Origin of the sequence: Croceibacterium selenioxidans (assembly GCF_018599195.1) — a bacterium.
GTDB classification, from domain to species: domain Bacteria; phylum Pseudomonadota; class Alphaproteobacteria; order Sphingomonadales; family Sphingomonadaceae; genus Croceibacterium_A; species Croceibacterium_A selenioxidans.
On record NZ_JAHFVK010000001.1, the window covers coordinates 650,638 to 674,990 of the forward strand.

Annotated in this window: 21 protein-coding genes; 7 read left to right on the plus strand and 14 right to left on the minus strand. The window is 64.6% G+C overall.

Annotated features, from left to right (window positions below):
• Positions 1-23 precede the first annotated feature (23 nt).
• From KK137_RS03250 to KK137_RS03280, 7 genes are all read left to right on the plus strand, one after another.
• Positions 24-566 carry an SRPBCC family protein gene (locus tag KK137_RS03250; RefSeq protein ID WP_214534602.1) on the plus strand — a complete coding sequence of 181 codons (543 nt, stop codon included), beginning with the start codon at positions 24-26 and terminating at the stop codon, positions 564-566.
• Positions 567-860: 294 nt separating this feature from the next.
• Positions 861-1,229, plus strand: a complete 369-nt coding sequence (gene rpsM, locus KK137_RS03255; RefSeq protein ID WP_214534603.1) for a 30S ribosomal protein S13 — start codon at positions 861-863, stop codon at positions 1,227-1,229.
• A 54-nt stretch (positions 1,230-1,283) separates the two neighbouring features.
• The gene (gene rpsK, locus KK137_RS03260; RefSeq protein ID WP_214534604.1) at positions 1,284-1,673 is read left to right on the plus strand and encodes a 30S ribosomal protein S11; all 390 of its coding nucleotides are present in this window, start codon (positions 1,284-1,286) and stop codon (positions 1,671-1,673) included.
• A 104-nt stretch (positions 1,674-1,777) separates the two neighbouring features.
• On the plus strand, positions 1,778-2,833 hold the full coding sequence (locus tag KK137_RS03265) for a DNA-directed RNA polymerase subunit alpha (RefSeq protein ID WP_214534605.1): 1,056 nt from the start codon (positions 1,778-1,780) through the stop codon (positions 2,831-2,833).
• Between the two features lie 115 nt (positions 2,834-2,948).
• Positions 2,949-3,365, plus strand: a complete 417-nt coding sequence (rplQ, locus tag KK137_RS03270; protein WP_214534606.1) for a 50S ribosomal protein L17 — start codon at positions 2,949-2,951, stop codon at positions 3,363-3,365.
• An 82-nt stretch (positions 3,366-3,447) separates the two neighbouring features.
• Positions 3,448-5,577 (plus strand): prolyl oligopeptidase family serine peptidase, encoded by a 2,130-nt coding sequence (locus KK137_RS03275; RefSeq protein ID WP_214534607.1) that lies wholly within the window; start codon positions 3,448-3,450, stop codon positions 5,575-5,577.
• A 130-nt stretch (positions 5,578-5,707) separates the two neighbouring features.
• Positions 5,708-6,298, plus strand: a complete 591-nt coding sequence (locus KK137_RS03280; RefSeq protein WP_214534608.1) for a hypothetical protein — start codon at positions 5,708-5,710, stop codon at positions 6,296-6,298.
• Between the two features lie 70 nt (positions 6,299-6,368).
• On the opposite strand, the gene KK137_RS03285 is transcribed toward KK137_RS03280, so the two are convergent.
• The 14 genes from KK137_RS03285 to KK137_RS03350 form a co-directional block, all read right to left on the minus strand.
• The gene (locus KK137_RS03285) at positions 6,369-6,986 is read right to left on the minus strand and encodes a trimeric intracellular cation channel family protein (RefSeq protein WP_214534609.1); all 618 of its coding nucleotides are present in this window, start codon (positions 6,984-6,986) and stop codon (positions 6,369-6,371) included.
• Positions 6,983-7,669 (minus strand): PepSY-associated TM helix domain-containing protein, encoded by a 687-nt coding sequence (locus KK137_RS03290; protein WP_214534610.1) that lies wholly within the window; start codon positions 7,667-7,669, stop codon positions 6,983-6,985. The genes KK137_RS03285 and KK137_RS03290 overlap by 4 nt, the downstream gene beginning before the upstream one ends.
• 9 nt (positions 7,670-7,678) lie before the next feature.
• Positions 7,679-8,158 (minus strand): hypothetical protein, encoded by a 480-nt coding sequence (locus KK137_RS03295; RefSeq protein ID WP_214534611.1) that lies wholly within the window; start codon positions 8,156-8,158, stop codon positions 7,679-7,681.
• Between the two features lie 196 nt (positions 8,159-8,354).
• A complete protein-coding gene (locus KK137_RS03300; protein ID WP_214534612.1) occupies positions 8,355-8,774 on the minus strand; it encodes a VOC family protein in 420 nt (139 codons plus the stop codon).
• On the minus strand, positions 8,771-10,132 hold the full coding sequence (locus tag KK137_RS03305; RefSeq protein ID WP_214534613.1) for an amidohydrolase: 1,362 nt from the start codon (positions 10,130-10,132) through the stop codon (positions 8,771-8,773). The genes KK137_RS03300 and KK137_RS03305 overlap by 4 nt, the downstream gene beginning before the upstream one ends.
• Before the next feature lie 16 nt (positions 10,133-10,148).
• Positions 10,149-11,549, minus strand: a complete 1,401-nt coding sequence (gene lpdA / locus KK137_RS03310; RefSeq protein ID WP_214534614.1) for a dihydrolipoyl dehydrogenase — start codon at positions 11,547-11,549, stop codon at positions 10,149-10,151.
• A 114-nt stretch (positions 11,550-11,663) separates the two neighbouring features.
• The gene (gene odhB, locus KK137_RS03315) at positions 11,664-12,905 is read right to left on the minus strand and encodes a 2-oxoglutarate dehydrogenase complex dihydrolipoyllysine-residue succinyltransferase (RefSeq protein ID WP_214534615.1); all 1,242 of its coding nucleotides are present in this window, start codon (positions 12,903-12,905) and stop codon (positions 11,664-11,666) included.
• Positions 12,906-12,977: 72 nt separating this feature from the next.
• Entirely contained in the window at positions 12,978-15,767 is a 2,790-nt protein-coding gene (locus KK137_RS03320) for a 2-oxoglutarate dehydrogenase E1 component (RefSeq protein WP_214534616.1), read from the minus strand.
• A gap of 32 nt (positions 15,768-15,799) precedes the next feature.
• Positions 15,800-16,690 carry a succinate--CoA ligase subunit alpha gene (gene sucD, locus KK137_RS03325; RefSeq protein ID WP_214534617.1) on the minus strand — a complete coding sequence of 297 codons (891 nt, stop codon included), beginning with the start codon at positions 16,688-16,690 and terminating at the stop codon, positions 15,800-15,802.
• 200 nt (positions 16,691-16,890) lie between these two features.
• Entirely contained in the window at positions 16,891-17,853 is a 963-nt protein-coding gene (gene mdh, locus KK137_RS03330) for a malate dehydrogenase (RefSeq protein WP_214534618.1), read from the minus strand.
• Positions 17,854-18,248: 395 nt separating this feature from the next.
• Entirely contained in the window at positions 18,249-20,144 is a 1,896-nt protein-coding gene (locus KK137_RS03335; RefSeq protein WP_338027957.1) for a putative bifunctional diguanylate cyclase/phosphodiesterase, read from the minus strand.
• A 279-nt stretch (positions 20,145-20,423) separates the two neighbouring features.
• Positions 20,424-20,762 (minus strand): hypothetical protein, encoded by a 339-nt coding sequence (locus tag KK137_RS03340; protein WP_214534619.1) that lies wholly within the window; start codon positions 20,760-20,762, stop codon positions 20,424-20,426.
• A 156-nt stretch (positions 20,763-20,918) separates the two neighbouring features.
• A complete protein-coding gene (locus KK137_RS03345) occupies positions 20,919-21,959 on the minus strand; it encodes a cell wall hydrolase (protein WP_338027958.1) in 1,041 nt (346 codons plus the stop codon).
• Positions 21,960-22,181: 222 nt separating this feature from the next.
• Positions 22,182-24,278 carry a M3 family metallopeptidase gene (locus KK137_RS03350; RefSeq protein WP_214534620.1) on the minus strand — a complete coding sequence of 699 codons (2,097 nt, stop codon included), beginning with the start codon at positions 24,276-24,278 and terminating at the stop codon, positions 22,182-22,184.
• Positions 24,279-24,353: the final 75 nt, after the last annotated feature.

A 24,353-nucleotide genomic window follows, 5' to 3' on the forward strand; every position in this document is an offset into this window, starting at 1 on the left:
ATCCTCCGGCAAGGAGGTGACCCATGCGCCTTTTCCTATTTCTCTTGCCGGCGTCGTTGAGCCTGGCGACCCCCGGGTCGGTTGTGGCGGAGGTGGCCGCGTCGAGTGAAGCCGGCTTCGTTTCGCACAACGAAGTGCTGGTCCCGGTCTCGCCGGAACAGGCTTGGGCGGTGCTGATCCGTCCTTCGCAATGGTGGAACAGCTCGCACACTTATTCCGGCGACGCCGCGAACATGACGATGAACGCTGCGGCCGGCGGGTGCTTTTGCGAGCGAGTGCCGGGAAAGGGCGCACCCGATGGCGAGATCGAGCACATGCGGGTCGTGTATATTTCCCCCTATTCTGCCTTGCGCCTGAGCGGGGGGCTTGGCCCGCTACAGTCAGAGGCCGTGTCCGGCGTGCTGACGGTCACTCTCAAGCCCGAGGGACAGGGAACGCGGATTGCATTCGACTATGCCGTGGGGGGCTATATGCGTCCCTCAATGACCGAGATGGCGCCGGTGGCCGACGGGGTGGTCGGCGAACAGCTCCAGCGGCTCGGCGAGCGCCTCGGAAAAACCGGCTGACGCGAACGGCTAATTTTTGACGGGACCGCCGTTTTGTTGTAGGCGAGAGCGTGAAATCGGGCTGGAGGCCTGCGTTATGCGGCCGATCCGGTCCTGCGCGCGTTTCGCTGTTGACGGCGAGAGCGATTCGCCGTAAGCGCGCCGCTCATTCGACACTTGCAGGGGCAGTTCGGCAGGCGGGCCAGGTGCTTGTCCAACCGGACTTATTGCCATTGGAGCAATACCCAGCCAGTGTAGATGAGCAAAAGCGATGAGATAGGGGGCTCCGGCCCTCTGTGGAGCATGGAGAATTAAGTGGCTCGTATTGCCGGGGTAAACCTCCCCACCAACAAGCGCGTGATCGTCGCGCTGACCTACATCCATGGTATTGGCCCGACCACGGCGAAGAAGATCGCCGACAAGCTGGGCATCGATCATAGCCGCCGCGTCCAGGATCTTTCGGATGCCGAAGTGCTGCAGATCCGCGAAACCATCGACGCTGACTACACCGTGGAAGGCGACCTGCGTCGCGACACCGCGATGAACATCAAGCGCCTGATGGACCTGGCCTGCTACCGCGGCCTGCGTCATCGCAAGGGCCTGCCCGTTCGCGGACAGCGCACGCATACCAACGCCCGTACCCGCAAGGGCAAGGCCAAGCCGATCGCCGGCAAGAAGAAGTAAGCGCGCCCTTAAGGCAGCAGCTTACTCTCTCAGGATTAGGACAGGACACGAACCATGGCACGCGAACCCCAGCGCATCAAAAGGCGGGAGCGCAAGAATATCACCAGCGGCGTCGCTCACGTGAACGCCAGCTTCAATAACACCATGATCACCATCACCGACGCGCAGGGCAATGCGATCAGCTGGTCCAGCGCCGGCATGATGGGCTTCAAGGGCAGCCGCAAGTCGACTCCCTATGCCGCCCAGGTCGCCGCGGACGATGCCGGCAAGAAGGCCGCCGAGCACGGCGTCCGTACGCTGGAAGTGGAGATCAAGGGGCCGGGTTCGGGTCGCGAAAGCGCGCTCCGGGCCTTGCAGGCAGTCGGCTTCACCATCACATCCATCCGCGATGTGACCCCGATCCCGCACAACGGGGTCCGGCCGTCCAAGCGTCGCCGCGTCTGATCGAACCTGCTGGCGGCCTTAGGGCCGTCATTTGAATTCGGATCGGCCGCGGAGCTCCCAGCGCTCCAAGGCCGTTCCACCCGAAACACCTTTAGGGGAAGTCCATGTCCGTCAACACCAAGAACTGGCAGGAACTCAAGAAACCCAACAGCCTCGACATCAAGAGCGGCGGCGACGCGAAGCGCAAGGCGACTTTCGTGGCCGAGCCGCTCGAGCGCGGTTTTGGCTTGACGCTCGGTAACGCGCTGCGGCGCGTGCTCTTGTCGAGCCTTCAGGGCGCGGCAATCACCTCGATCCGCATCGAGAACGTGCTGCACGAGTTCTCGTCGCTCGCCGGCGTGCGCGAGGACGTGACCGACATCGTCCTCAACGTGAAGCAGATCGCCCTCAGGATGGAAGGCGAAGGCCCGAAGCGGCTTCAGCTTTCCGCCACCGGCCCGGCCGAAGTCACTGCCGGTGACATCGCCGTTTCGGGCGACATCGAAGTCCTCAACAAGGACCTCGTGATTTGCCACCTCGACGAAGGCGCGACGCTCAACATGGAGCTGACCGCCGACACCGGTAAGGGTTATGTCCCCGCTGTGTCGAACCGTCCGGTCGACGCGCCGATCGGCCTGATCCCGATCGACTCGCTCTACTCGCCGATCCGCCAGGTCAGCTACAAGGTCGACAACGCCCGCGTCGGGCAGGAACTCGACTATGACAAGCTGTCGATCACGGTCGAGACCGACGGCACCGTCACCCCGGAAGACGCCGTGGCCTATGCCGCGCGCATACTCCAGGACCAGCTGACGCTGTTCGTCCACTTCGAAGAAGGCATTCCGCAGCCGTCCAGCCCGATGATCGGTGTGGCCGCGCAGCCGGAAGAGAGCGACGCCAATCAGCTCAACCGTTACCTTCTCAAGAAGGTCGACGAACTCGAGCTGTCGGTCCGTTCGGCCAACTGCCTCAAGAACGACAACATCATCTACATCGGCGACCTGGTCCAGAAGACCGAAGCCGAGATGCTGCGCACGCCGAACTTCGGCCGCAAGTCGCTCAACGAGATCAAGGAAGTGCTGTCCAGCATGGGCCTGCGCCTCGGCATGGACATCCCGGGCTGGCCGCCTGAGAACATCGAAGAGATGGCCAAGAAGCTCGAACAAGAGCTGCTGGGTTAAGAATGGACCTCCCCGGGTTCGCTCGGGGAGGGTTTACGGGTTATTGGGCGGCGACCCTGACTGCCGCCTGGATCGGGCTACCTGACACGGGCCCCCTACGAACGGAGTACAAGAAATGCGTCACGGTCACGGCGGCCGCAAGCTGCAGCGCAAGTCCGGCCATCGCGCCGCCCTTCTGCGCAACATGGCAGCGGCCCTTATCAAGCACGAGCAGATCCAGACCACCACGCCGAAGGCGAAGGAACTGCGTCCCTACGTCGAGAAGCTGATCACGCTGGCCAAGCATGGCGGCCTTTCGAACCGTCGTCTGGCGCACGCGCGCATTCTCGACGAAGCGCAAGAGAAGAAGCTGTTCGAGGTTCTCGCGGCTCGCTACGCCGACCGTGAAGGCGGCTACACCCGCATCATCAAGGCGGGCATCCGCGCCAGCGACGCCGCCCCGATCGCGATCATCGAGCTCGTTGACCGCGACGTCGACGCCAAGGGCCAGGACAGCGGTCCGGTGTTGAACGAGGAACTGGAAGAAGCGTAAGGCTCCGGTTCATCCCGTAATTTGCAAAGGCGGTTGCGATTGTTACGATCGCAGCCGCCTTTTGCATTTCTGGAGCCCCTTGATGCGTCTTCCTGTTGTCGTCACGGCATTCGCCGCCGTTGTTCTTTCCGTTCCCTTGCAGGCCCAGGACATGACCGCTCCACAATACCCTGAAACCCGCCGCGATGACGTGGTGGAGACCCTCTTCGGCGAACAGATCGCTGACCCCTACCGCTGGCTCGAAAACGATGTGCGCAATGATGCCGAGGTAGCCGACTGGGTGGAGCGACAGAATGCGCTAACCGGCACTTATCTGGCCAAGCTGCCGATGCGCGATTGGTTCAAGCAGCGGATCGGTCAGCTCTATGACTTTGAGCGTTTCTCGACGCCGGTGAAGCGCGGTAACCGCTACTTTTACACCCGCAATTCGGGTCTGCAGAACCAGTCCCCGCTGTATGTGCGGGAAGGATTGGAGGCGGAGCCGCGGCTGCTGATCGATCCCAACACCTGGGCGAACGACGGCGCGACCGCTCTCGACGCCTGGCGCGCCTCGCCGAATGGTTCGAAGGTTCTCTACAGCGTGCAGGACGGCGGCAGCGACTGGCGTATCATCCGGGTGCTCGACGTGGCCACCGGCCAGCAGCTGAACGAAGAGGTCCGCTGGGCCAAGTTCACCGACCTGGCCTGGGTCGGCGAAGAAGGTTTCCTATACTCGCGCTTTCCGGAGCCCGAGCAAGGGCAGGACTTTCAGGCGCTGAACTATGACCAGGCGGTCTACTTCCACCGCCTCGGCACGCCGCAGAGCGAGGACCAACTGGTGTACTCGACGCCGGCCAACCGCGACTACAACCACAGCGCCACCGTTACGAGCGATGGGCGCTGGGCCATCATCACGACCTCGGTCGGCACGGACGCCCGCTACGAGGTGCGCGCTATCGATCTCGCGGCGCGCGATACCCAGGGCTGGGCTGCGCGCGAGCTGGTGACCGGCTTCGACAACGCCTGGAACCTTGTCGACGGCGTCGGCGGGCGACTGTGGTTCTCCACGAACAAAGGCGCGCCGCGTTATCGCGTCGTTTCGGTCGACCTCGACAATCCGGCAAGCGACTGGGCCGAGATCGTCCCCGAGAAGGAGCAGCCGATTGATGGTGCGTCGATCGTCGGCGACCGCCTGGTGCTGTCTTACCTCAAGGACGCGACAGCTCTTGCACGCACCTTCGACCTCAGCGGCAAGGAACTGGCTCCGGTTGAGCTGACGGGGCTCGGTTCGGTTTCAGGGTTTACCGGCAAGCCAGGGGATCCGGAGACCTTCTACAGCTTTTCCAGCTTCAACCGACCGGCGACGATCTACCGTCTCAACGTCGCAACTGGCGAAAGCTCGGTCTTCGCGCAGCCGGAACTCAAGTTCGATCCCGAGAGCATTGTGGTCGAACAGCGGTTCTACGCCTCTAGGGACGGCACTCGCGTGCCGGTGTTCATAGTCCGCCGCAAGGACGTGACTGGCCCGGCGCCCACGTTGCTCTACGGCTACGGCGGGTTCGATGTCTCGCTGACACCATCCTTTGCACCTTCGCGCCTTGCCTGGATCGAGGCGGGCGGGGTGTTCGCGCTCGCCAACATTCGGGGCGGTGGTGAATACGGCAAGGCCTGGCATGACGGCGGCCGTCTGAACAACAAGCAGAACGTGTTCGACGACTTCATCGCCGCGGCCGAATTCCTCAAGGCTGAGAACGTGGCCAGCCAGGTCGCCGTGCAGGGCGGTTCTAACGGCGGTCTCCTGGTGGGCGCAGTGGTCAATCAGCGGCCGGACCTATTCGCGGCAGGAAATGCGCAGGTCGGGGTGATGGACATGCTGCGTTTCGACCGCTGGACTGCCGGACGCTACTGGGTAGACGACTATGGCTACCCGGACCGGGAAGCGGACTTCAAAGTCCTGCGCACCTATTCGCCCTACCACAACATCCGTTCGGGCACGGAATACCCGGCGGTCATCGTCACGACGGCCGACACCGACGACCGTGTGGTGCCGGGGCATAGCTTCAAGTACACCGCTGCGCTCCAGGCTGCCGATCTCGGCGACAAGCCGCACCTCATCCGGATCGAAACCCGCGCGGGCCACGGTTCGGGCAAGCCGACGGACAAGGCGATCGAGGAAGCTTCCGACATTCTGGCGTTCCTCGGCAAGTGGGCCGGGCTTACAGCTCCGCAGTGATGTTCAGAAAACAAAGTTGAAAGCTGAACAATATCTGTCAGCGACATTCAGGCATCGCATATCGCGCCAGTGATAGCTCCTGACTCGGCAAGGGACATCGAGTCCCTTCGAGAGTTGAGAGGAGCAGACCATGACGTCCATTTCCAAAGCCTTGGTCGGAACTATCGCGGCTGGCGCGATGGCGGTGACCGCGACTGTTCCTGCACAAGCGCAGTCGCGCAACCATCGCGATAATGACGGCATCGATGCCGGAGATATCATCGCTGGTGCGCTGATCATTGGCGGCATTGCCGCGGTGGCGAGTGCGGTGGGTCGCGACAACGATCGCTACAATCGCTACGACGGCGGCGACTATGGCCGCTACGATCGTGGTTACGACAACCGCTACGCCCGCGCCGGAAATCCGCGCCAGGCCGTCGAGCAGTGCGTCAATGCCGCGGAGCGTGGCGCCAACCGCTCTTATCGTGGCAACTCGCAGGTGACCGATATCCGCAATATCGATCGCAAGCGGGACGGCTACACGGTCAAGGGTCGCATTGCGGTGAACACCGCGGGACGTGACTGGCGCCGCGGCGATGCGGTCTACGGTCGCGGCTGGAACGGTGATTACCGCGGGTGGAACAACAACTACCGCGGTTATGACGCCGGCAGCTTCACCTGCAAGGTACGCTACGGCCAAGTCGTCGACCTCGACTACAACGGCATCCGCGGCCTCGGGTAATCCCCTCCCCAAAGGACCGCGACAGGCGGCCCGGGCGATGAGCCCGGGCCGTTTGCGTTGTGGGACACGCCTAGGGATCGCGCGAGTAGGCGGGTAGTTCGATATTCCAGATCAGAGCCGCGCCACGCAGGCAGAAGCCGGCCACGGCGGCAATGGCCCACACGGTGAACAATGGCAGCCCGGCGAGAGTACCCAAGGCGCACATCGTGGCCGATAGCGCCGCGGCGGTGACGTAGAGTTCGGGCCGCATGAGGATCGAGGGCCGGCCCGCCAGTACGTCGCGAATGATGCCGCCGACACAACCGGTAATTACGCCCATCAGGATCGCCGGCACCGGCGCCACGCCATAGGCCAGAGCCTTGGCCGTCCCCAAAACCGAATAGACCGCCAGGCCGACCGCATCGGCCCAGTCGAGCATCTTGCCCTCCCACCAGCGGCTCGGTGTGAACCAGGTGATGAACGCGATCATCAGGATAACCGGCGCCACCCACGGATCGCGCACCCAGAACACCGGCGCGTCGATCAGGAGGTCGCGCACCGAGCCCCCGCCAACACCTGTCACCAGCGCGAAGAACACCACCGAGACAATCGTCTGCCGCATCTTGGCGGCAAGCAAAGCGCCGCTGAGGGCGAAGACCGCTATGCCGGTGAGATCGAGCAGCGGGGGCAGGGCAGGGGGCGGTGTCATGCCTTGACCCGGGCCTTGCGTCGCCGGAACAATAGTGTGCAGCCGAGCGCCGCTCCCATGACGGAAAGCGCGGCGAACACAATCAGGATCGGATGATGCGCATTCTCGCGGGTCTGAAGGTCCATGATGTGCAGGCCCCACATCACGTCATAGAGACGCCATTGCGGCGTGCGCAGCGCAAGCACCTCGCCGGTGGTATCGTCGATATAGACACGCGTTCCGTCGGCATAAGTCGCTTGCCACACCGCCGCCTTGGAACGCGCATCGTTCGGGGCCTCGCCTGGCGGGAAATAGGTTACGGCCTGCCGAGCCGCTTTCCCGGCGTAGGCCGTATCGGCGATCCTGCCGGCTTCGTCCTTGACCACCGGGGACAGGGCCGCGCTCCCGTCTGCTGAATACCGCCAAACGCTTCCTTCGGCGGACGTGATGACCCAGGCGGGCCCACTCGGCAGAGAGACGAGGCGCGCTGCGCGGATCGGTTCGCCCAGCTTCGAAGGAAAGCTGACCGTCGCCGGGTTAATCGAGGCCTGCTCGGCGCGCAGCTGATCCCCGCGGACGTCCTCGATCGGCCGGGCGGCCATGTAGAGCCCGGTCACGGTCCACATCAGGATCGGAATGCCGACGAGCCAGCCGAGCCAGATGTGCCAGCGTGCGAAGCGCTGCATGATGCGTTGCCGTGCCATTGCGAGGAGTTACTCCGGGATGGCGCGATCCGCCAGCAACTCGGGCGCGATCGGCGGAAAGGGCAGCGGCAGCCGATCGGGCTCGACCCATTCGCGTCGGGCGAGACGGCTCATCAACCTCGCCTCGCTCCAATAGGGGACGAGCCACCGGGATTCTCCCAGCGGACTGGCGAGCAGGCGCTCGAGGATAGGCGCCAGCGCGGCATCGGAGCCCGCTTCGGCCAGGTAATTCGCCGTCGCGCGCAGTGAGGCGATGGTGATCGTCGCGTGATAGCCGCGCGTCTGCGTGTTGGACACGCCTACGGCCTCGTTATAGCCGCGGATAATCGGACCCATGCCGCCATGCTTCAGAAGCACGTCGGGATGGCGCAGCAGCCAGAGGGCGGCGGCGAAATGCGCGGCGTGGGTCCACTCGGCATAAGGGTGCGTCCGATCGAGCACGCCTGCGGCGATGCGCTCGATATCGGATTCGGAGTATAGGGAAGTCATTGGGGTCGTTCCTGTTCGGGAAGGTCCGACCGGTTTGCTGTCCGGCCAGGTGGGGCCGGGTGAGGCTGGGAGGGGCGGGATTTTACCCGCGGACCGTCCGCACGCACACCCGCGATACCGCCTGTTGGCGGCCCGCGGCTTGAGTGCAGAAGATGAGCTTGCTCACGCCAGGGGCTTAGCAAGCCCGGGCTGTGGGTCAATCCTTGGCGAAAAGCTGTCCCAGATCGGCGAAAGCCTTCATCTCGATCGCGTTGCCGCTAGGATCGCGGAAGAACATCGTCGCCTGCTCGCCCGGCTGACCTTTGAAGCGGATGTGCGGTGCGATCACAAACTCCGTACCGGCGGCGGTGAGGCGGTCGGCGAGCGCCTGCCAATCGTCCAGCGTCAACACGATGCCGAAGTGCGGTACGGGCACATCGTGGCCATCGACGGGATTGGAGGCAGCGTCGCCCGTGACTCCGGACAAATGCGCGACGATCTGGTGGCCGTAGAAGTCGAAGTCGATCCACTCGTTGCTGCTTCGTCCCTCGGGACACCCGATCACCCCGCCCCAGAAGGCGCGGGCGGCTTCCAGATCGTGGACCGGGAACGCGAGGTGGAACGGGCGCAGGGTCATTGAGTGTTTCCAGGGACAGCAGTCTCGCGGCCCACGCCGCCGACGATAGCCATGACGATGGCGCTAACACCCGAGCGAATGGTGGGATCGGGACGCGGCGCAAAGAAGGGCGAGTGGTTGACCGGCAGGGGCTTGCCGTCGGCACGAGCCTGCGCGATCAGTTCCGGGTCATAGCCGCCTATGCCAAAGAACAGCGACGGCACGCCTGCGGAGACGAACTCCGAAAAGTCCTCGCTAGCGGAGACAGGGGGAGCGGTCGGGGACACAAGTTGCACCTGGTCGCCGTAAAGCGGTTTCAGCACCGCCTCTGCCTGTCGCACCATGCCGGCATCGTTGATCAGCGCTGCGGTCCCGCCGAGATAATTGATGGTCGGCTCTTCGGCCCGGGCCATTGTTGCCACGGCCTTGGCGGTGCGCGTCATTCCCTCGGTCAGCAATGAACGCACTTCGGGCGAGTGCGAACGCATGTTGACCTTGAGCACTGCATCGTCCGGGATGATGTTGGCAACCGTACCCGACTGGAACGCGCCGATCGTCAGCACGCCGAAAGCAGCGGCATCCTTTTCGCGGCTGATGACGGTCTGCACATCGTTCACGAAGTGCGCGCCCATCGTGATCGGATCGATTGTCGCGCTCGGCATCGAGCCATGGCCGCCGCGGCCGTGGAAGGTGATTTCGTAGCTGTCCGAGGCGGCACCCGCCGGTCCGGAGCGCAAGTAGATCGTTCCGGCGGGCTCATTGCTGACATGGGCAGCGAAGGCGAAGTTCGGTTTAGGAAATCGTTCGAACAACCCATCGGCAAGCATGGCGCGAGCGCCGCCCAGGCTCTCCTCGGCGGGTTGGCCGATGAACAGCAGGGTTCCCCTCCAACTGTCCTTCATCGCCACCAGCGCCTTCGCGGCGCCGACCCACCAGGCCATGTGGATGTCATGCCCGCAACTATGAGCGGTAAAGGTTTCGACACCTTCGAAGCTCTGCTTCGTGCGGCTGGCGTAGGGGAGGCCGGTCTTTTCCTCCATTGGCAGACCGTCCAACTCGGTGCGGACCAGAATTGTCGGGCCTTCGCCGTTGCGGAACACACCGACGACGCCGGTGCCACCGACCCCTTCGGTCACTTCGAAGCCCGCAGACCGTAACTGGTTGGCGAGCAGTGCCGCGGTGCGGGTTTCGTGCATCGCCAGTTCGGGATGCGCGTGGATATCCTGGTAGAGCGCCTCGAGCTCAAGATAGGAACGGTCGAGCAGCGCGTCGAGCTGGACCCGAGCAGCCGCAAGGTCGGCCGGCTGGGCCTGCGCAGAGGGAGCGGCGGTCAGCGCGCTCGCCATGCCAAGTATAATCCAGAGGCCGGCCTTTCTCATTGCGCGTGCCGGTCCCTCAAATATGGATTGGTTTGCCCTGTACCGCCATCGCCGCTTCCTTCAGTGCTTCCGAATGCGTCGGGTGGGCGTGGCAGGTGTAAGCAATATCTTCGCTGGTGGCGCCAAACTCCATCGCCTGCGCCGCCTGTGCGATCATGGTGCCGGCGACCGAAGCGATGATCCACACACCAAGAACCCGGTCGGTCTTCGCATCGGCGACGACCTTAACGAAGCCGTCAGGCTCGTGGTTGGTCTTCGCGCGGCTGTTGGCGAGCATCGGGAACTTGCCGATCTTGACCTCGTGCCCGGCTTCCTTGGCCTGCTCTTCGGTCAGGCCCACGCCGGCGATCTCAGGCATGGTGTAGACCACGCTCGGGATGACCGCGTGATTCACGATGCCGGTCTGCCCGGCGATGTTCTCCGCCACGGCGATGCCTTCGTCCTCGGCCTTGTGGGCGAGCATGGGGCCGGGGATTACGTCGCCGATGGCCCAGACGCCGTCCACCTTGGTGCGGAAGTCAGGGTCGGTTTCGATCTGGCCGCGTTTGTTGAGTTCGAGGCCGATGGCTTCGAGACCCAGGCCTTCGGTGTTGGGCCGGCGGCCGATCGAGACGAGCACGCAGTCGGCTTCGAGCGTTTCGCTGGCGCCACCTGCCGAGGGCTCGAGCGTGAGAGTAGCCTTCTTGCCCTTTACGGTCACGCCGGTGACCTTGGTCGAGAGCCGCAGGTCCATGCCCTGCTTCTTGAAAAGCTTGGCCGCTTCCTTGCGGACTTCGCCGTCCATGCCGGGAAGAAGCTGGTCCAAAAATTCGACAACGGTAACTTCTGAGCCAAGCCGGCGCCACACGCTGCCGAGCTCGAGACCGATCACGCCGCCGCCGATGACCACCATTTTCTTGGGGACCGAAGCCAATTCGAGCGCCCCGGTGGAATCCACCACCACGCCTTTCGAATTGTCAACTTCCACGCCCGGAAGCGGGGTCACCGAAGATCCGGTGGCGATGACCACGTTCTTCGCGGTGACAGTCTGTCCGCCGACGTCCACCGTGTGGGCGTTCTGGAACTTCGCCAGGCCTTTCACCCAGGTGACCTTGTTCTTCTTGAACAAGTACTCGATGCCGCCCGTCAGTTGCTTGACCGCATCGAGCCGCTGGCCGTGCATGGCGCCGAGATTGAGCTTGGGCGTAACTTCGACACCCAGCTTGGCCATCGCGCCGCCCGCTGCCGCCTCGAAGTATTCCGAGGCGTGGAGCATGGCCTTCGACGGGATGCACCCGACGTTGAGGCAAGTGCCGCCAAGCGTTTCGCGGCTTTCGGCGCAGGCGGTCTTCAGCCCGAGCTGCGCCGCGCGGATCGCGGCGACATACCCGCCGGGTCCGGAACCGATGACAAGCACGTCGTAGTCGTATTCAGCCATGAGGCCTCCGTGGCGCGGGTTCGCCCTTCAACAGGCTCAGGACGAACGGCATGGGGTTTGCCGTAATACTTGCCGTTCGTGGTGAGCCTGTCGAACCACGAACGCCGCACAACCTTAGAGGTCGATCAGCAAGCGCATCGGATCCTCGATCGCTTCCTTGATGATCTTGAGCGCTGTCACCGCCTCCCGGCCGTCGATGATGCGGTGGTCGTAGCTCAGCGCGAGGTACATCATCGGGCGGATGACGACCTGGCCATTGCGGGCGACCGGGCGGTCTTCGATACGGTGGAGGCCGAGCACGGCGCTCTGCGGCGGGTTGATGATCGGAGTCGACATGAGACTGCCGAACACGCCGCCGTTGGAGATGGTGAAGGTGCCGCCGCTCATGTCGGCCATGGTCAGGGTGCCGTCCTTGGCCTTCTGGCCGTAGCTCGCGATCGCTTGCTCGACTTCGGCGAAGCTCAAAGCATCGACGTTGCGCACCACCGGCACGACCAGGCCGTTCGGGGCGCTGACCGCAACCGAGATGTCGACGTAGTCGTGGTAGACGATCTCGTCGCCTTCGATCTTGGCATTGACCGCAGGCACGTCCTTCAGCGCCAGGCACGAGGCCTTGGCAAAGAAGCTCATGAAGCCGAGCTTGATCCCGTGCTTCTTGGCGAACAGGTCCTTGTAGGCCTCGCGCGCCTCGATCACCGCGGTCATGTCGCAGTCGTTGAAGGTCGTCAGCAGCGCCGCTTCTTCCTGCGCGCCCTTGAGGCGGCGGGCGATGGTCTGGCGCAGACGGGTCATCTTGACCCGCTCTTCGCGGCGCTCACCCGTAGCGGTTGGAGCGGGCGCGGCCTGGGAAACCGATGGCGCGGGCTCGTCCTTCTTGGCCTTGGCGGCCGCGAGCACGTCTTCCTTGGTCAGGCGGCCGTCCTTGCCCGTGCCCTTGATCGCGCTCGGATCGACGCCGTGCTCAAGCACCGCGCGACGGACCGCAGGAGACAGGGTGGTGCCGCCATCGGCGTGATCGTCGGTAGCGGGAGCGGGGGCCACCGCCGGGGCGGGCGGGACCTGGTCGGCGGGTTGCGGCTGCTCGCGTTCGGCGACCTGGACCGTCTCACCGGCGGACTGGGCGTCTTCGATGGTGGCGATCACCGCGCCGACCTCGACGGTAGCGCCGACTTCGACCTTGTAGGCGCCCATCACGCCCGCGACGGGCGCGGGCACTTCGACCGCGACCTTGTCGGTTTCGAGGCTCGCGATCGGCTCGTCCAGCTTCACCGGGTCGCCGGGCTTCTTGAGCCACTCCCCGATCGTCGCTTCGGTCACCGATTCCCCGAGCGTGGGGACCTTCACTTCAACGGCCATCGTGCACCATCCCAAAGTCCGAATGTCCGTTCGACACGAACGGACGAGAATTGATCCCAATCACAGCTCCAGTCACAGGCCCAACGCCTCGGCGACGAGCGCGTCCTGCTGTTCCTTGTGCCGGCTGGCCAAGCCCGTGGCGGGCGAGGCCGAGGCGTCGCGGCCGGCGTAGCTTGGGCGCATGCCCTTGTGCCCCGCCTCGGTCAGCGCGTCTTCGATCTGGCCGTCCACAAAGAACCAGGCGCCGTTGTTCTTCGGCTCTTCCTGGCACCAGACGACTTCCTTGAGGTTCTTCATGCGCCCCAGCCGCGCGGCGAGCGGCTCGCCCGGGAACGGATAGAGCTGCTCAAGACGGACGATGGAGACGTCCTCGAGCTGTTCCTTCTCGCGCGTTTCCATCAGGTCGTAGGCGACCTTGCCGCTGCACAACACCAGACGCCGCACCTTGTCGTCGGCGATGTCCTTGCGGTCTGACAGGATGCGCTTGAAGTGGCTCATGGCGACGAACTCGTCGGCGCTGCTCTTGGCCATCGGGTGGCGCAGAAGCGACTTCGGCGTCATGATCACCAGCGGCTTGCGGAACGAGCGCAACATCTGCCGGCGTAGCACGTGGAAGTAATTGGCCGGGCTGGTGATGTTGCACACCTGGATATTGTCGTTGGCGCAAAGCTGCAGGAAGCGCTCCAGCCGGGCCGACGAGTGTTCCGGTCCCTGGCCTTCGAAACCATGCGGCAACAGCAGCACCAGGCCGTTGGCGCGCAGCCACTTGGCCTCGCTCGCGGCAATATACTGATCGATGATGATCTGGGCGCCGTTGGCGAAGTCGCCGAATTGAGCCTCCCACAGCACCAGCGTCTTCGGATCGGCGGAAGCGAAGCCATATTCGAAGCCGAGCACGCCGTATTCGCTCAACGGGCTGTCGTAGACCTCGAACTTGCCGTGCGGCAACTGGCACAGCGGGATGAACTTGCGTTCGGTCTGCTGGTCGACCCAGATCGCATGACGCTGGCTAAAGGTGCCGCGCCCCGAATCCTGGCCGGACAAACGAACGCCGAAGCCTTCGGTCACCAGGCTGCCGAAGGCGAGCGCTTCGGCCGTGGACCAATCAAAGCCTTCGCCCGTCTCGAACATCAGCCGCTTGGCTTCGATCACCCGGCCCAGCGTCTTGTGGATCTGCAGGTCGTCCGGAACCGTGGTCAGCGTGCGGCCGAGGCTGTCGAACAGCTTGCGGTCGATCGCGGTTTCGACGTTGCGGCGCGCGGTTTCCGGGTCGGCGGGCTTGTGCAGCCCGCTCCAGCGTCCGCCGAACCAGTCGGCCTCGTTCGGCTTGTAGCTCTTGCCCGCGTCGAATTCGCCGTTGAGCAGGCCTTCGAACTCGTAGCGCATGTGCGGCGCGGTCTGGCCGTCGATCACACCTTCGGCGATCAGGCGATCGGCGTAGATTTCGCTGACGCGCTGATGCTTGCGGATGCGGTCGTACATCAGCGGCTGAGTGAAGCTCGGCTCGTCGCCCTCGTTGTGCCCGAAGCGGCGATAGCACCACATGTCGATCACGATGTCGCGGCGGAACGTCTGCCGATATTCGATCGCGAGCTTGCAGGCGAAAGTCACCGCTTCGGGATCGTCGCCGTTGACGTGCAGGATCGGCGCCTGAACGCCCTTGGCGACATCCGAGGGGTAGGGGCTGGAACGCGCGAACTGCGGGCTCGTGGTGAAACCGATCTGGTTGTTGATCACGAAGTGCAGACAGCCGCCGGTATTGTAGCCGCGCACGCCCGAGAAACCGAGGCACTCCCACACGATGCCCTGGCCGGCGAAGGCGGCATCGCCATGGATGAGCACCGGCAGGACCTGCTCATGCTGAGTCAGATCGTCGCGGATCGCCTGCTGCGCGCGGGTCTTGCCGAGTACGACCGGATCGACCGTTTCGAGGTGGCTCGGATTCGGGACCAGGCTCATATGAACCTTCACGCCGTCGAACTCGCGGTCCGTGCTCGTGCCGAGGTGATACTTCACGTCGCCCGATCCGCCGACGTCTTCGGGGTTGGCCGTACCGCCCGAAAACTCGTGGAAGATCACGCGATAAGGCTTGGCCATCACGTTGGCGAGCACGTTCAACCGGCCGCGGTGGGCCATGCCGTAGATGATCTCGCGCACGCCGAGCTGGCCGCCGTACTTGATGACGGCTTCGAGCGCCGGGATCATGGACTCGCCGCCGTCGAGGCCGAAGCGCTTGGTGCCGACGTATTTCTTGCCGAGGAACTTTTCGTACTCCTCGCCGCGGATGACCGCGCCCAGGATCGCCTTCTTGCCCTCGGGCGTGAAGGTGATGACCTTGTCCTTGCCTTCGATACGCTCCTGCAGGAAGCGGCGTTCGTCGACATCGGCGATGTGCATGTATTCGAGGCCGACGTGGCCGCAGTAGTTCTTGCGCAGGGTCTCGACCAGCTGGCGCACCGTGCCCCACTGGAATCCTAGCGTGCCGCCGAGATAGACCGGTCGGTCGAGCGCCTCGCCACTGAAGCCGTGATACTCCGGCGTCAGGTCTTCCGGCAGTTCGTGCTTGGTCAGGCCAAGCGGATCGAGATCGGCAGCAAGGTGGCCGCGCACCCGGTAAGTGCGCACGAGCATCATCGCCCGGATGGAATCGTCCGCAGCGCGCTCGATCGCCCCATCGTCCGCCGGCTTGCCTGCCTTGGCTGCGGCTTCCTTGACCGCGAGCTTCATCGCGGTCGGGTCCATCGCCTGGATCAGGTCGCCGCCATCATCGAGCGGCCAGCGCTTGTTGGCCCAGCTCGGCCCGGGCTGGGGGCCATCCTGAGCGGCAAGCTCGGGGAGGAAATTCTGCGCTTCGTTACCCATTGGGGCGTTCCTTGAAACCTAATCCGAAAGGGTCAGGCGAGTTCCTTCAACAGCGCGTCGAGCGTGGTGCCGAGTTCGCTGGGCGAGGCGGCGACGCGCACGCCCGCCTCTTCCATCGCCGCGATCTTGTCTTCGGCGCCGCCCTGGCCTCCCGAAACGATGGCCCCGGCATGGCCCATGCGGCGGCCCGGAGGGGCGGTGCGGCCGGCAATGAAGCCGACCATCGGCTTGCGGCGTCCGCGCTTGGCCTCGTCCTTGAGGAACTGCGCGGCTTCTTCTTCGGCAGTGCCGCCGATCTCGCCGATCATGATGATCGACTTGGTGTCGTCGTCCGCCAGGAATAGCTCGAGCACGTCGATGAAGTTGGTGCCGTTGACCGGGTCGCCGCCGATGCCGACGGCGGTCGTCTGGCCAAGGCCGATCTGGCTGGTCTGGAACACCGCTTCGTAAGTGAGGGTGCCCGAGCGGGAAACAACCCCGACCGAACCCTTCTTGAAGATCGAGCCCGGCATGATGCCGATCTTGCACTCTTCCGGGGTCAGGACACCAGGGCAGTTCGGGCCGATGAGGCGCGACTTGGAACCCGACAGCGCGCGCTTCACGCTGACCATGTCGAGCACCGGAATGCCTTCGGTGATGGCGACGATCAGCTCGATCTCGGCATCGATCGCCTCGAGGATCGAGTCCGCGGCGAACGGCGGCGGCACGTAGATCACGCTGGCGGTGGCGCCGGTGGCGTGCTTGGCCTCCGCCACCGAGTTGAACACCGGCAGGCCGATGTGGGTCTGGCCGCCTTTGCCCGGCGTGACACCGGCAACCATCTGGGTGCCGTAGTCGAGCGCCTGCTGGGTGTGGAAGGTGCCGGTGTCACCGGTCATCCCCTGGGTGATGACCTTGGTGTTCTTGTTGACCAGGATACTCATGGCGTCTTCGTCCGTTCATCGTCATCCCGGCGAAGGCCGAGATCCAGCTTAGCTACAGATCGACTCGAACAGCTCGTCCCAGTCGGGGTTCATTTCTTCGATCACGCGCAGTTTCCAGGCGCGCTTTAACAATAAGGTCGCTTCGCAGCCCCTTTCCCTTTCGCTGGGTCCCGGCCTTCGCCGGGACGACGGCGGGAGGATCAGGCCAGCGAGTTATCGATACCCTTGCACGCGACCAGCAGTTCCTTGACCGCATCGACCGAGGTCTGAAGGTTGACCTTAGCTTCGGCATCGAGCGCGATCTCGACCACCTCTTCAACGCCGTTCGCGCCGATCACGGCCGGGACGCCGACGTAGAGCCCGTCGAGGCCGTACTTGCCGTCAACGTAGACCGCACAGGGCAAGATGCGCTTCTGGTCGCCGAGGTAGGCTTCGGCCATCGCGATCGCGCTGGTGGCCGGAGCATAGTAGGCGCTACCGGTCTTGAGCAGGCCGACAATCTCGCCGCCGCCGCTGCGGGTGCGCTGGACGATGGCGTCAATGCTCGCCTTGCTCGACTTGCCCATCTTGACGAGGTCGTCGACCGGGATGCCCGAAACGGTGGTGTAGCTGGTGACCGGCACCATGGTGTCGCCGTGGCCGCCGAGCACGAAGGCGTTCACGTCCTTGACCGAAACGCCGAACTCCCAGGCCAGGAAGGTGGCGAAGCGCGCGCTGTCGAGCACACCGGCCATGCCGACGACCTTGTTGTGCGGCAGGCCGGAGAATTCGCGCAGGGCCCAGACCATCGCATCGAGCGGGTTGGTGATGCAGATCACGAACGCGTCGGGTGCGTGGGTCTTAATGCCTTCGCCGACCGCCTTCATCACGCTGAGGTTGATGCCGAGCAAGTCGTCGCGGCTCATCCCCGGCTTGCGCGGGATGCCGGCGGTGACGATCACCACGTCGGCGCCCGCGATGTCCGCGTAGTCATTGGTGCCAGTGATCCTGGCGTCGAACCCTTCGACCGGGCCGCACTGGCTGAGGTCGAGCGCCTTGCCCTGGGGGATGCCCTCGGCGATGTCGAACAGGACGATGTCGCCCAGTTCCTTCTTCGCTGCGAGGTGGGCAAGGGTTCCGCCGATCATGCCGGCGCCGACGAGCGCGATCTTCTTGCGAGCCATGGGTTCTGGACTTGTCCTTCAAGCTGCGCGGGCGCTTCAGGCTTTCGGGTCTGGCGCCAGCCCGCGTCCGCAGGGGGAGGGCGCCCGATATTCGGCGCTCGACCTAGGCCTGCTCGCCGGCGTTTGCAACTGCGAAAAACCCTGATTCATCATGTTTTTATGATATCAGTTCGCAATAGCGATAATACAGGGAATGGTTATGCTTTGGTAGAGATTTGGTAATTGGATCAAGGCTTCATCCGAGGTTTTAGGGTCCGCTCCCGGCGACTTCGCCAACATGCGCAGGCGAGTGTCCAGCGCTTCAATAGACTGTCACTTCGCGACGCAGTTCGACGCTGGGCGCGGCTCGCGCCCGGATGACGGGGAGTCCTTCCGCGAGGAGCGGCTTTTAGACGTCATCCCGCCAGGCGGGTGGCGCTGTCCTTGTCGCGGTCCTGCTCCTGAGACAAAAGCATCGCGGCCAGGTAGTCAGGCACGGCGCGGCTGAAATAGTAGCCCTGGCCGAGCGTGCAACCGGCGTCACGCACGACTTGTACTTGCTCGATCGTCTCGAGCCCCTCGGCGACGATGTCCATGCCGAGCGTGGCGCCCATTTCGGCCACGGCGCGAATGATGGCGTCGCTCTTCTTGCCGATGTTGGGTCCCGAAACGAAGCTGCGGTCGACCTTGATCTTCTTGAACGGGAACTTGTTGATGTAGCCGAGCGAGGAATAGCCGGTGCCGAAGTCGTCGAGCGCGAAGCGGACGCCGCAGGAAGCCAGTTCGTCCATGAAGCGTGCGGTGTTGTCGTTGTCGTCGAGGAACAGGCTCTCGGTCACTTCGAGCTCGAGGCGGTGCGGGTCGAGGTTGGCTTCGCGCAGGGCGTTGAGGATCCCGAGCGCGGCGCCCGGGGCGCGGATCTGGGCGGGCGAGAGGTTGACCGCTACGGTCACATGATCCGGCCAGCCGGCACAGGCCTTGGCGGCTTGCGCGGTGATCCAGTTTCCGAGCGTGATGATGACGCCGGTCTCTTCGGCCACCGGGATGAATTCGTCGGGACGCAGCTCGCCCTTCTCGGGGTGGAACCATCGCACCAGTGCCTCGAAAGTTCGAATACGCCCGGTCTCGAGGTCGACGATCGGTTGGAAGAATATCGACAGTTCGTCCCGCAGGATCGCGGCGCGAAGCTCGGTCTCGATCTGCTTTTTCCGCACGAGGTCGCGCGTCATGGCATTGTCGAAGAAGCAGATCTGCCGGCGGCCGCCGGTCTTGGCGTGGTAGAGCGCCAGGTCGGCGCCTTGCATCAGGGTATCGATATCGGGCCCGTCGTCGGGGAGCAGGGCCACGCCCATCGAGGCGGAAGTATCGATCCGCTGTCCCTCGATGCGGGCGGAGCGGCAGATCTCGTGGTTCATCGAGCGGGCCAGCCGCTCGCTTTCGGCCCGGTCGAACACTTCTGCCACGACAATGAACTCATCCCCGCCGAAACGGGCGAGGGTGCAGCCTTGCGGCGTCGAGGAGCGCAGGCGGTTGGCGACTTCGGCCAGAACCTTGTCACCGATAGTGTGGCCGAGGGTGTCGTTGATTTCCTTGAACCGGTCGAGGTCGAGCCAGAACAGCGCGAGCTGTTTGCCCTCCGTCCGGTTGGTGACCATCTCCGCCAGGTCGTGGTTGAGGCCGGCTCGGTTGACGAGGCCGGTGACGACGTCGGTCCGGGCGAGTTCGCGCATCTTCTCGGCCATCTGCGCGCTGGCTTCGGCAGCGAAGATCTGTTCCTTGAGCGTGCGGAACACGTTGAACGTGATGGACATGACCCCGAAGATCACGAAGAACATCGTGATCGAGAGCACGTAATAGACGATCCCGCCGACGATGGGACCGACGACCATGATCGGCAGGGCGGAGAGCACCAGTTGTCCCACGGCGATCAGGGGGCGCCCGGCGTTGCGGGCCGAGATGCCGACGCCATAGACCAGGGCATAGGCGACCGTGAGCGTCTGGATGTGGCCGCCGCTCGTGTCGTAGACGGTAAGGGCGGCGAGAATGCCGGACAGCAGCGCGTACGTGTAGGCGCCGACTTCGTAGAACTTTTCGAGGCGGCGGGCGTCGCCGGGCTGGGCGTTCTTGCGGGCGTGCCAACCAGCCTGAACTACGCGGAACACCGCGGTGACCATCATCAGGCTGCCGATGATCGTGATGGCCCGGTTGTCGCTCACGAGAATGGCGGTCGCGGCGCAGACGATCCCAGTGGCAGCTCCTACGGCCAGACTGGTGGGCTGGGCGTAAAGCGTATCCACGAGCTTGAGGCGCACGCGCTCGTCGCGATCGTCACCGCCAAAATACCCCGTAAAGATTCGACCCAGACGCAGGATGACTTACTCCTCGACACTGTCGCCTTAATTGGAAGAGGTCACCGAGTGGTTAAGCGGCGTGTAACCGCGGTCACGTAGGTTCACGGCGGGCTGAGGGGCGGCGCCGGGGCGGAGATGAGATGACGTCAAGACGTCGCCCGGCTGACGGTTTTGGGGGCGGCGCGCTTCTCCCGGCGCGCCGATTTGTTAGCGGATAGCTCCGCCGTACAAATCCTGGCCTCAGACGGCGCCGAGATCCGAGTTCGCAGGCGCGCCTTCTACGGCCATCGCCATGCCGAGGTCCTGCGCCATGCGACGATCGAGCGCGCGGCAGATTTCGAGCCACCAGCCGTAGCCCTGCCGGTCTCCGGCGAAGAAGGCGGCTTCGGCCTGCTTGCGGGCGCGATGGGCGGCGGCAAGACCGTGTTCCGCGAAATGGCGAAGCGCGGCGTGGAGCAGGGCATCGCTCTGATCGTCACGGCCGTTGTCGTTGCAGGGGATGCCACAGGCCTCTCGGATCACCGACGCGCTGAGGCGCGGGCGCAGTCTTCCGGGAGGCAAGGCGAGGCGGATGGTCATTCGGCGTCCGATCACGAGTGTCGGAGGAAAACTAGCAAGGCGCGGCTAAGCGAAGGTTTGGATCAATGGTTTCCAGAACCGCCTTGGCGATTTACCATCTCGCCTAAATCCTTGAATAAGGACCATTCCCTATTTCGGGAATTCGCCCGCCCCGAGTTACGGTTGGCGCAGCCATTGACCGCTGCGGGCGTACTCGGCCCGGACTTCGCCAGAGCCTGCGAACGCGGGAAGCGTCTCGGCTTCGCGACTCTCTGTGTCCCGAGCGCGAACTGTCGGCAGGAGGGCGACGGGCGGGACCTTCGCGGTCTCTTTCAGCGCTGCCTCGTAAGCGCGCGCCAGCATCACCGGATCCGCCGGGTCCGGCGTGGTGATCCTCGAGCGCGGGTGCGGGGCGGCGATGGGTTCGCCACCGCGGTAGAAGTCGCTGAAGGCAGCGGCAGTTCCGGCCGCTCCGCGCCAGCGATAGAAGCGGTGCGCGCCGATCGTGCCGACGGCGGCCAGGCTTTCGGCCCAATAGGGATGGATCTGCACGGTATGGTAGTGGGTCGCGAGCCCGGCTGGAGCGTAGACCGCTCCTGCCAGCGCGGCGCGGGCGACCTTGGCGGCGCGGTCCCACCACTGCCGAGCCGGCTTGCGTGCGAGGGAACCGTCGCAGGTGAAGCTGAACTGGCAACCGGTCGCCCGCTCGGAGCCCTGGAAGACTACGCCGCAGACAGTGTTGGGATAGTTCGGGTGCGCGACCCGGTTGAGCACGACTTGCGCCACCGCGCGCTGGCCCGCGTCAGGCTCGTTCGCGGCTTCGTAGTAGATCGCCATCGTCAGGCACTGCTGCGCCCGCAGCCGGTCGGTTGCGGTACCGGCAAAGTGCAGCGGGCTGGCAACGGAGCCGGTATCAAGCCGGCCAGCGGACGGGCGAAGGGCAAGTTTCGCGTCGTCCACCGGCCGGCCGCTCGCCGTCGCCGGCAAGTTCGGTTGGTCGGCCAGGTAGTAGAAGGCCGAGCCGGGAAAGCTTTCGCCCGGGGTTTCGAAGCCCATCGGCTTCACGACTTGCGGGGCGGAGTCGGAAGTTGGCTGCCACTCTGGCGCCGCCATGGCGGGCACCGCGATCGCCAGCGCCAGCACGGCCAGGCGCCGGCCAAAATGGCCGCGGGCGCGCGCTGGGTATGCGGTTGAAGGCAGGCGATAATTCGTTGGCACGAACCGGCGCCTAGACCGGAGCCCGGACCTCCGCATCCCTCGCGCAGGCGCCGTGCCAAAGCTGGACAGGGTGGGGCGGAAGTCTCACCGCGCCTTGCAGGCCCACTAATATCTCCCCTCCCGCTTGCGGGAGGGGCTGGGGGTGGGCCAGTCAGGTCAAGTGCGGTGCCACGTGGCACACACCCACCCCTAACCCCTCCCGCAAGCGGGAGGGGGACTACATCACTTCCCTGTCAAACCACGCGCCTCGAGCAGAGGGCCGACTTGCGGCTCACGCCCGGCGAAGTCGTGAAAGGCCTTGAAGTAGTCTTGCGTGCCGCCCTTGCTCAGCACCGTCTCGCGATAGTGGTCGCCATTGGCGCGGGTCAGGCCGCCGTTGGCCGTGAACCAGGCGCGGCTGTCGCGGTCGAGCATCTCGGTCCACAAGTACGAGTAATAGCCCGCCGAATAGCCCGCCGGGTCGGAGAAGATGTGGCGGAAGTACGAGCTGCGGTAGCGCGGCGGAACCAGGCCGACTTCGAGCCCGAGGCGCTCGAGCGCGGCGGCCTCGAACTCGTCGACCTTGGCCGGGGTGTCGATCGCCGCGGCCTGCGCCGGGGTCAGCGCGTGCCACTCCATGTCGAGCAGCGCGGCCTCGACGACTTCGCCGAATTCGTAGCCCTGGTTCCACTTCGCGGCGGCGTTGATCTTGTCGATCAGCTCGAGCGGGATCGGCGCGCCGGTCTGATAGTGCTTGGCGTAGTTCGCCAGCACTTGCGGGTCGCTGGCCCACATCTCGTTGACCTGGCTCGGGTACTCGACGAAGTCGCGCGCGACGTTGCCGCCCGAGGCGTAAGTCAGGTCCGAGAGCAGGTAGTGCAGCGCGTGGCCGAATTCGTGAAACATCGTGTTGACGTTGTCCCAGCTGACCAGCTGCGGCTGGCCTTCAGCGGCCTTCGGGATGTTGAGCACGTTGAAGGCGACCGTCTTGGTGCCGCGCAGCTTGCTGTAGTCGACCAGCGTCGACATCCACGCCCCGCCACGCTTGCTGTCACGCTGGTAGGGATCGAAATAGAACAGGCCGAGCTCGGAACCATCGCGGTCATAGACGGTGTAGGTCCACACATCCGGATGCCACACGGGCAAGTCTGTGCGCGGCTCGAAGGTGAGGCCGTAGAGCTTGCCAGCGGCGTAGAACACGCCGTCTTCCAGCACGTGACGGATCTCGAAGTAGGGCTTCACCGTCTCTTCGTCGAACGCGTAGCGCTCCTTCTTCACCTTGTCGGCGTACATCTGCCAGTCCCACGGCTGGACCTGGAAGTCCTTGCCATCGGCGGCGATCGCGGCGTTGAGCACGCCGGCCTCGGCCCGCTGGCTGGCGGCAAGGGCGGGGACCATCTGGCGCATGAAGTCGAGCGCGGTCTTCGGCTCCTTCGCCATGCGGTCGTACATCGTGTACTCCGCCCAGCTCGAGTTGCCGAACAGCGCCGCCTTCTGCGCGCGCAGCTGCATGATCTCGGCCAGGAGCATGCGGGTGTCGTTGGCATCGCCAAGGTCGGCGCGGTGCACGCTCTTTTCGAACAGCGCCTCGCGGGTGGCACGGTCGCTAAGGGTCGAGAGCTGGGGCTGCTGCGTCGTGTTCTGCAGGGGGATCAGATACTGGCCCGCGAGGCCGCGCGCTTCCGCCGCCTTGGCCGCGGCGGTGACCTCGGCCTCGCTTAAGCCCGCAAGGGCGGCCTTGTCCGGCACGACGAGAGCGCTGGCGTTGGTCGCCTCGGTCAAACGCTGCGAATAGGCCGTGGTCTGTTCCGAGAGCTTGGCGTTGATCGCCTTGACCTGGGTCTTCTGCGCCTCGGTCAGCTGGGCGCCGGCGTGGACCATGTCCTCGTAAGTCTTTTCAAGCAGCCAGGCGTCTTCGGGCGTCAGGGTCATGGCCGCGCGGTTATCGTACACCGCCTTGACGCGGGCGAAGAGGGCGGGGTCGAGCTGGATCGCGTCGAAATGAGCGGTCAGCTTAGGCGACATTTCCGCCTCGGTCGCATCGAGCGTGTCGTTGGTGTTCGCCCCGATCACGGTGTTGAAGGCCGCGTAGACCCGGTTGAGCATCTGGCCCGACTGGTCGAGGGCGACGATCGTGTTGGCGAAAGTCGGGGCCTCCGGATTGGCGACGATCGCGGCGATCTCCGCCTGCTGGATGGCCATGCCCTGTTCGAACCCGGGCTTGTAGTCGGTGTCCTGGATCTTGCTGAAGTCGGTCGTCTTGAAGGGCAGGGTGCTTTCCTGCGCGAACGGGCCTGTCGCCTGCGGAAGGGCAGCGGTAGCGGCGGCAGTTATCGTCATTGGGATCTCCGCAAAAGACGGGCTCGCCGTCATCAACGCGCCAAGAGCAACGCCGGCGAATAAACGGATCATCAT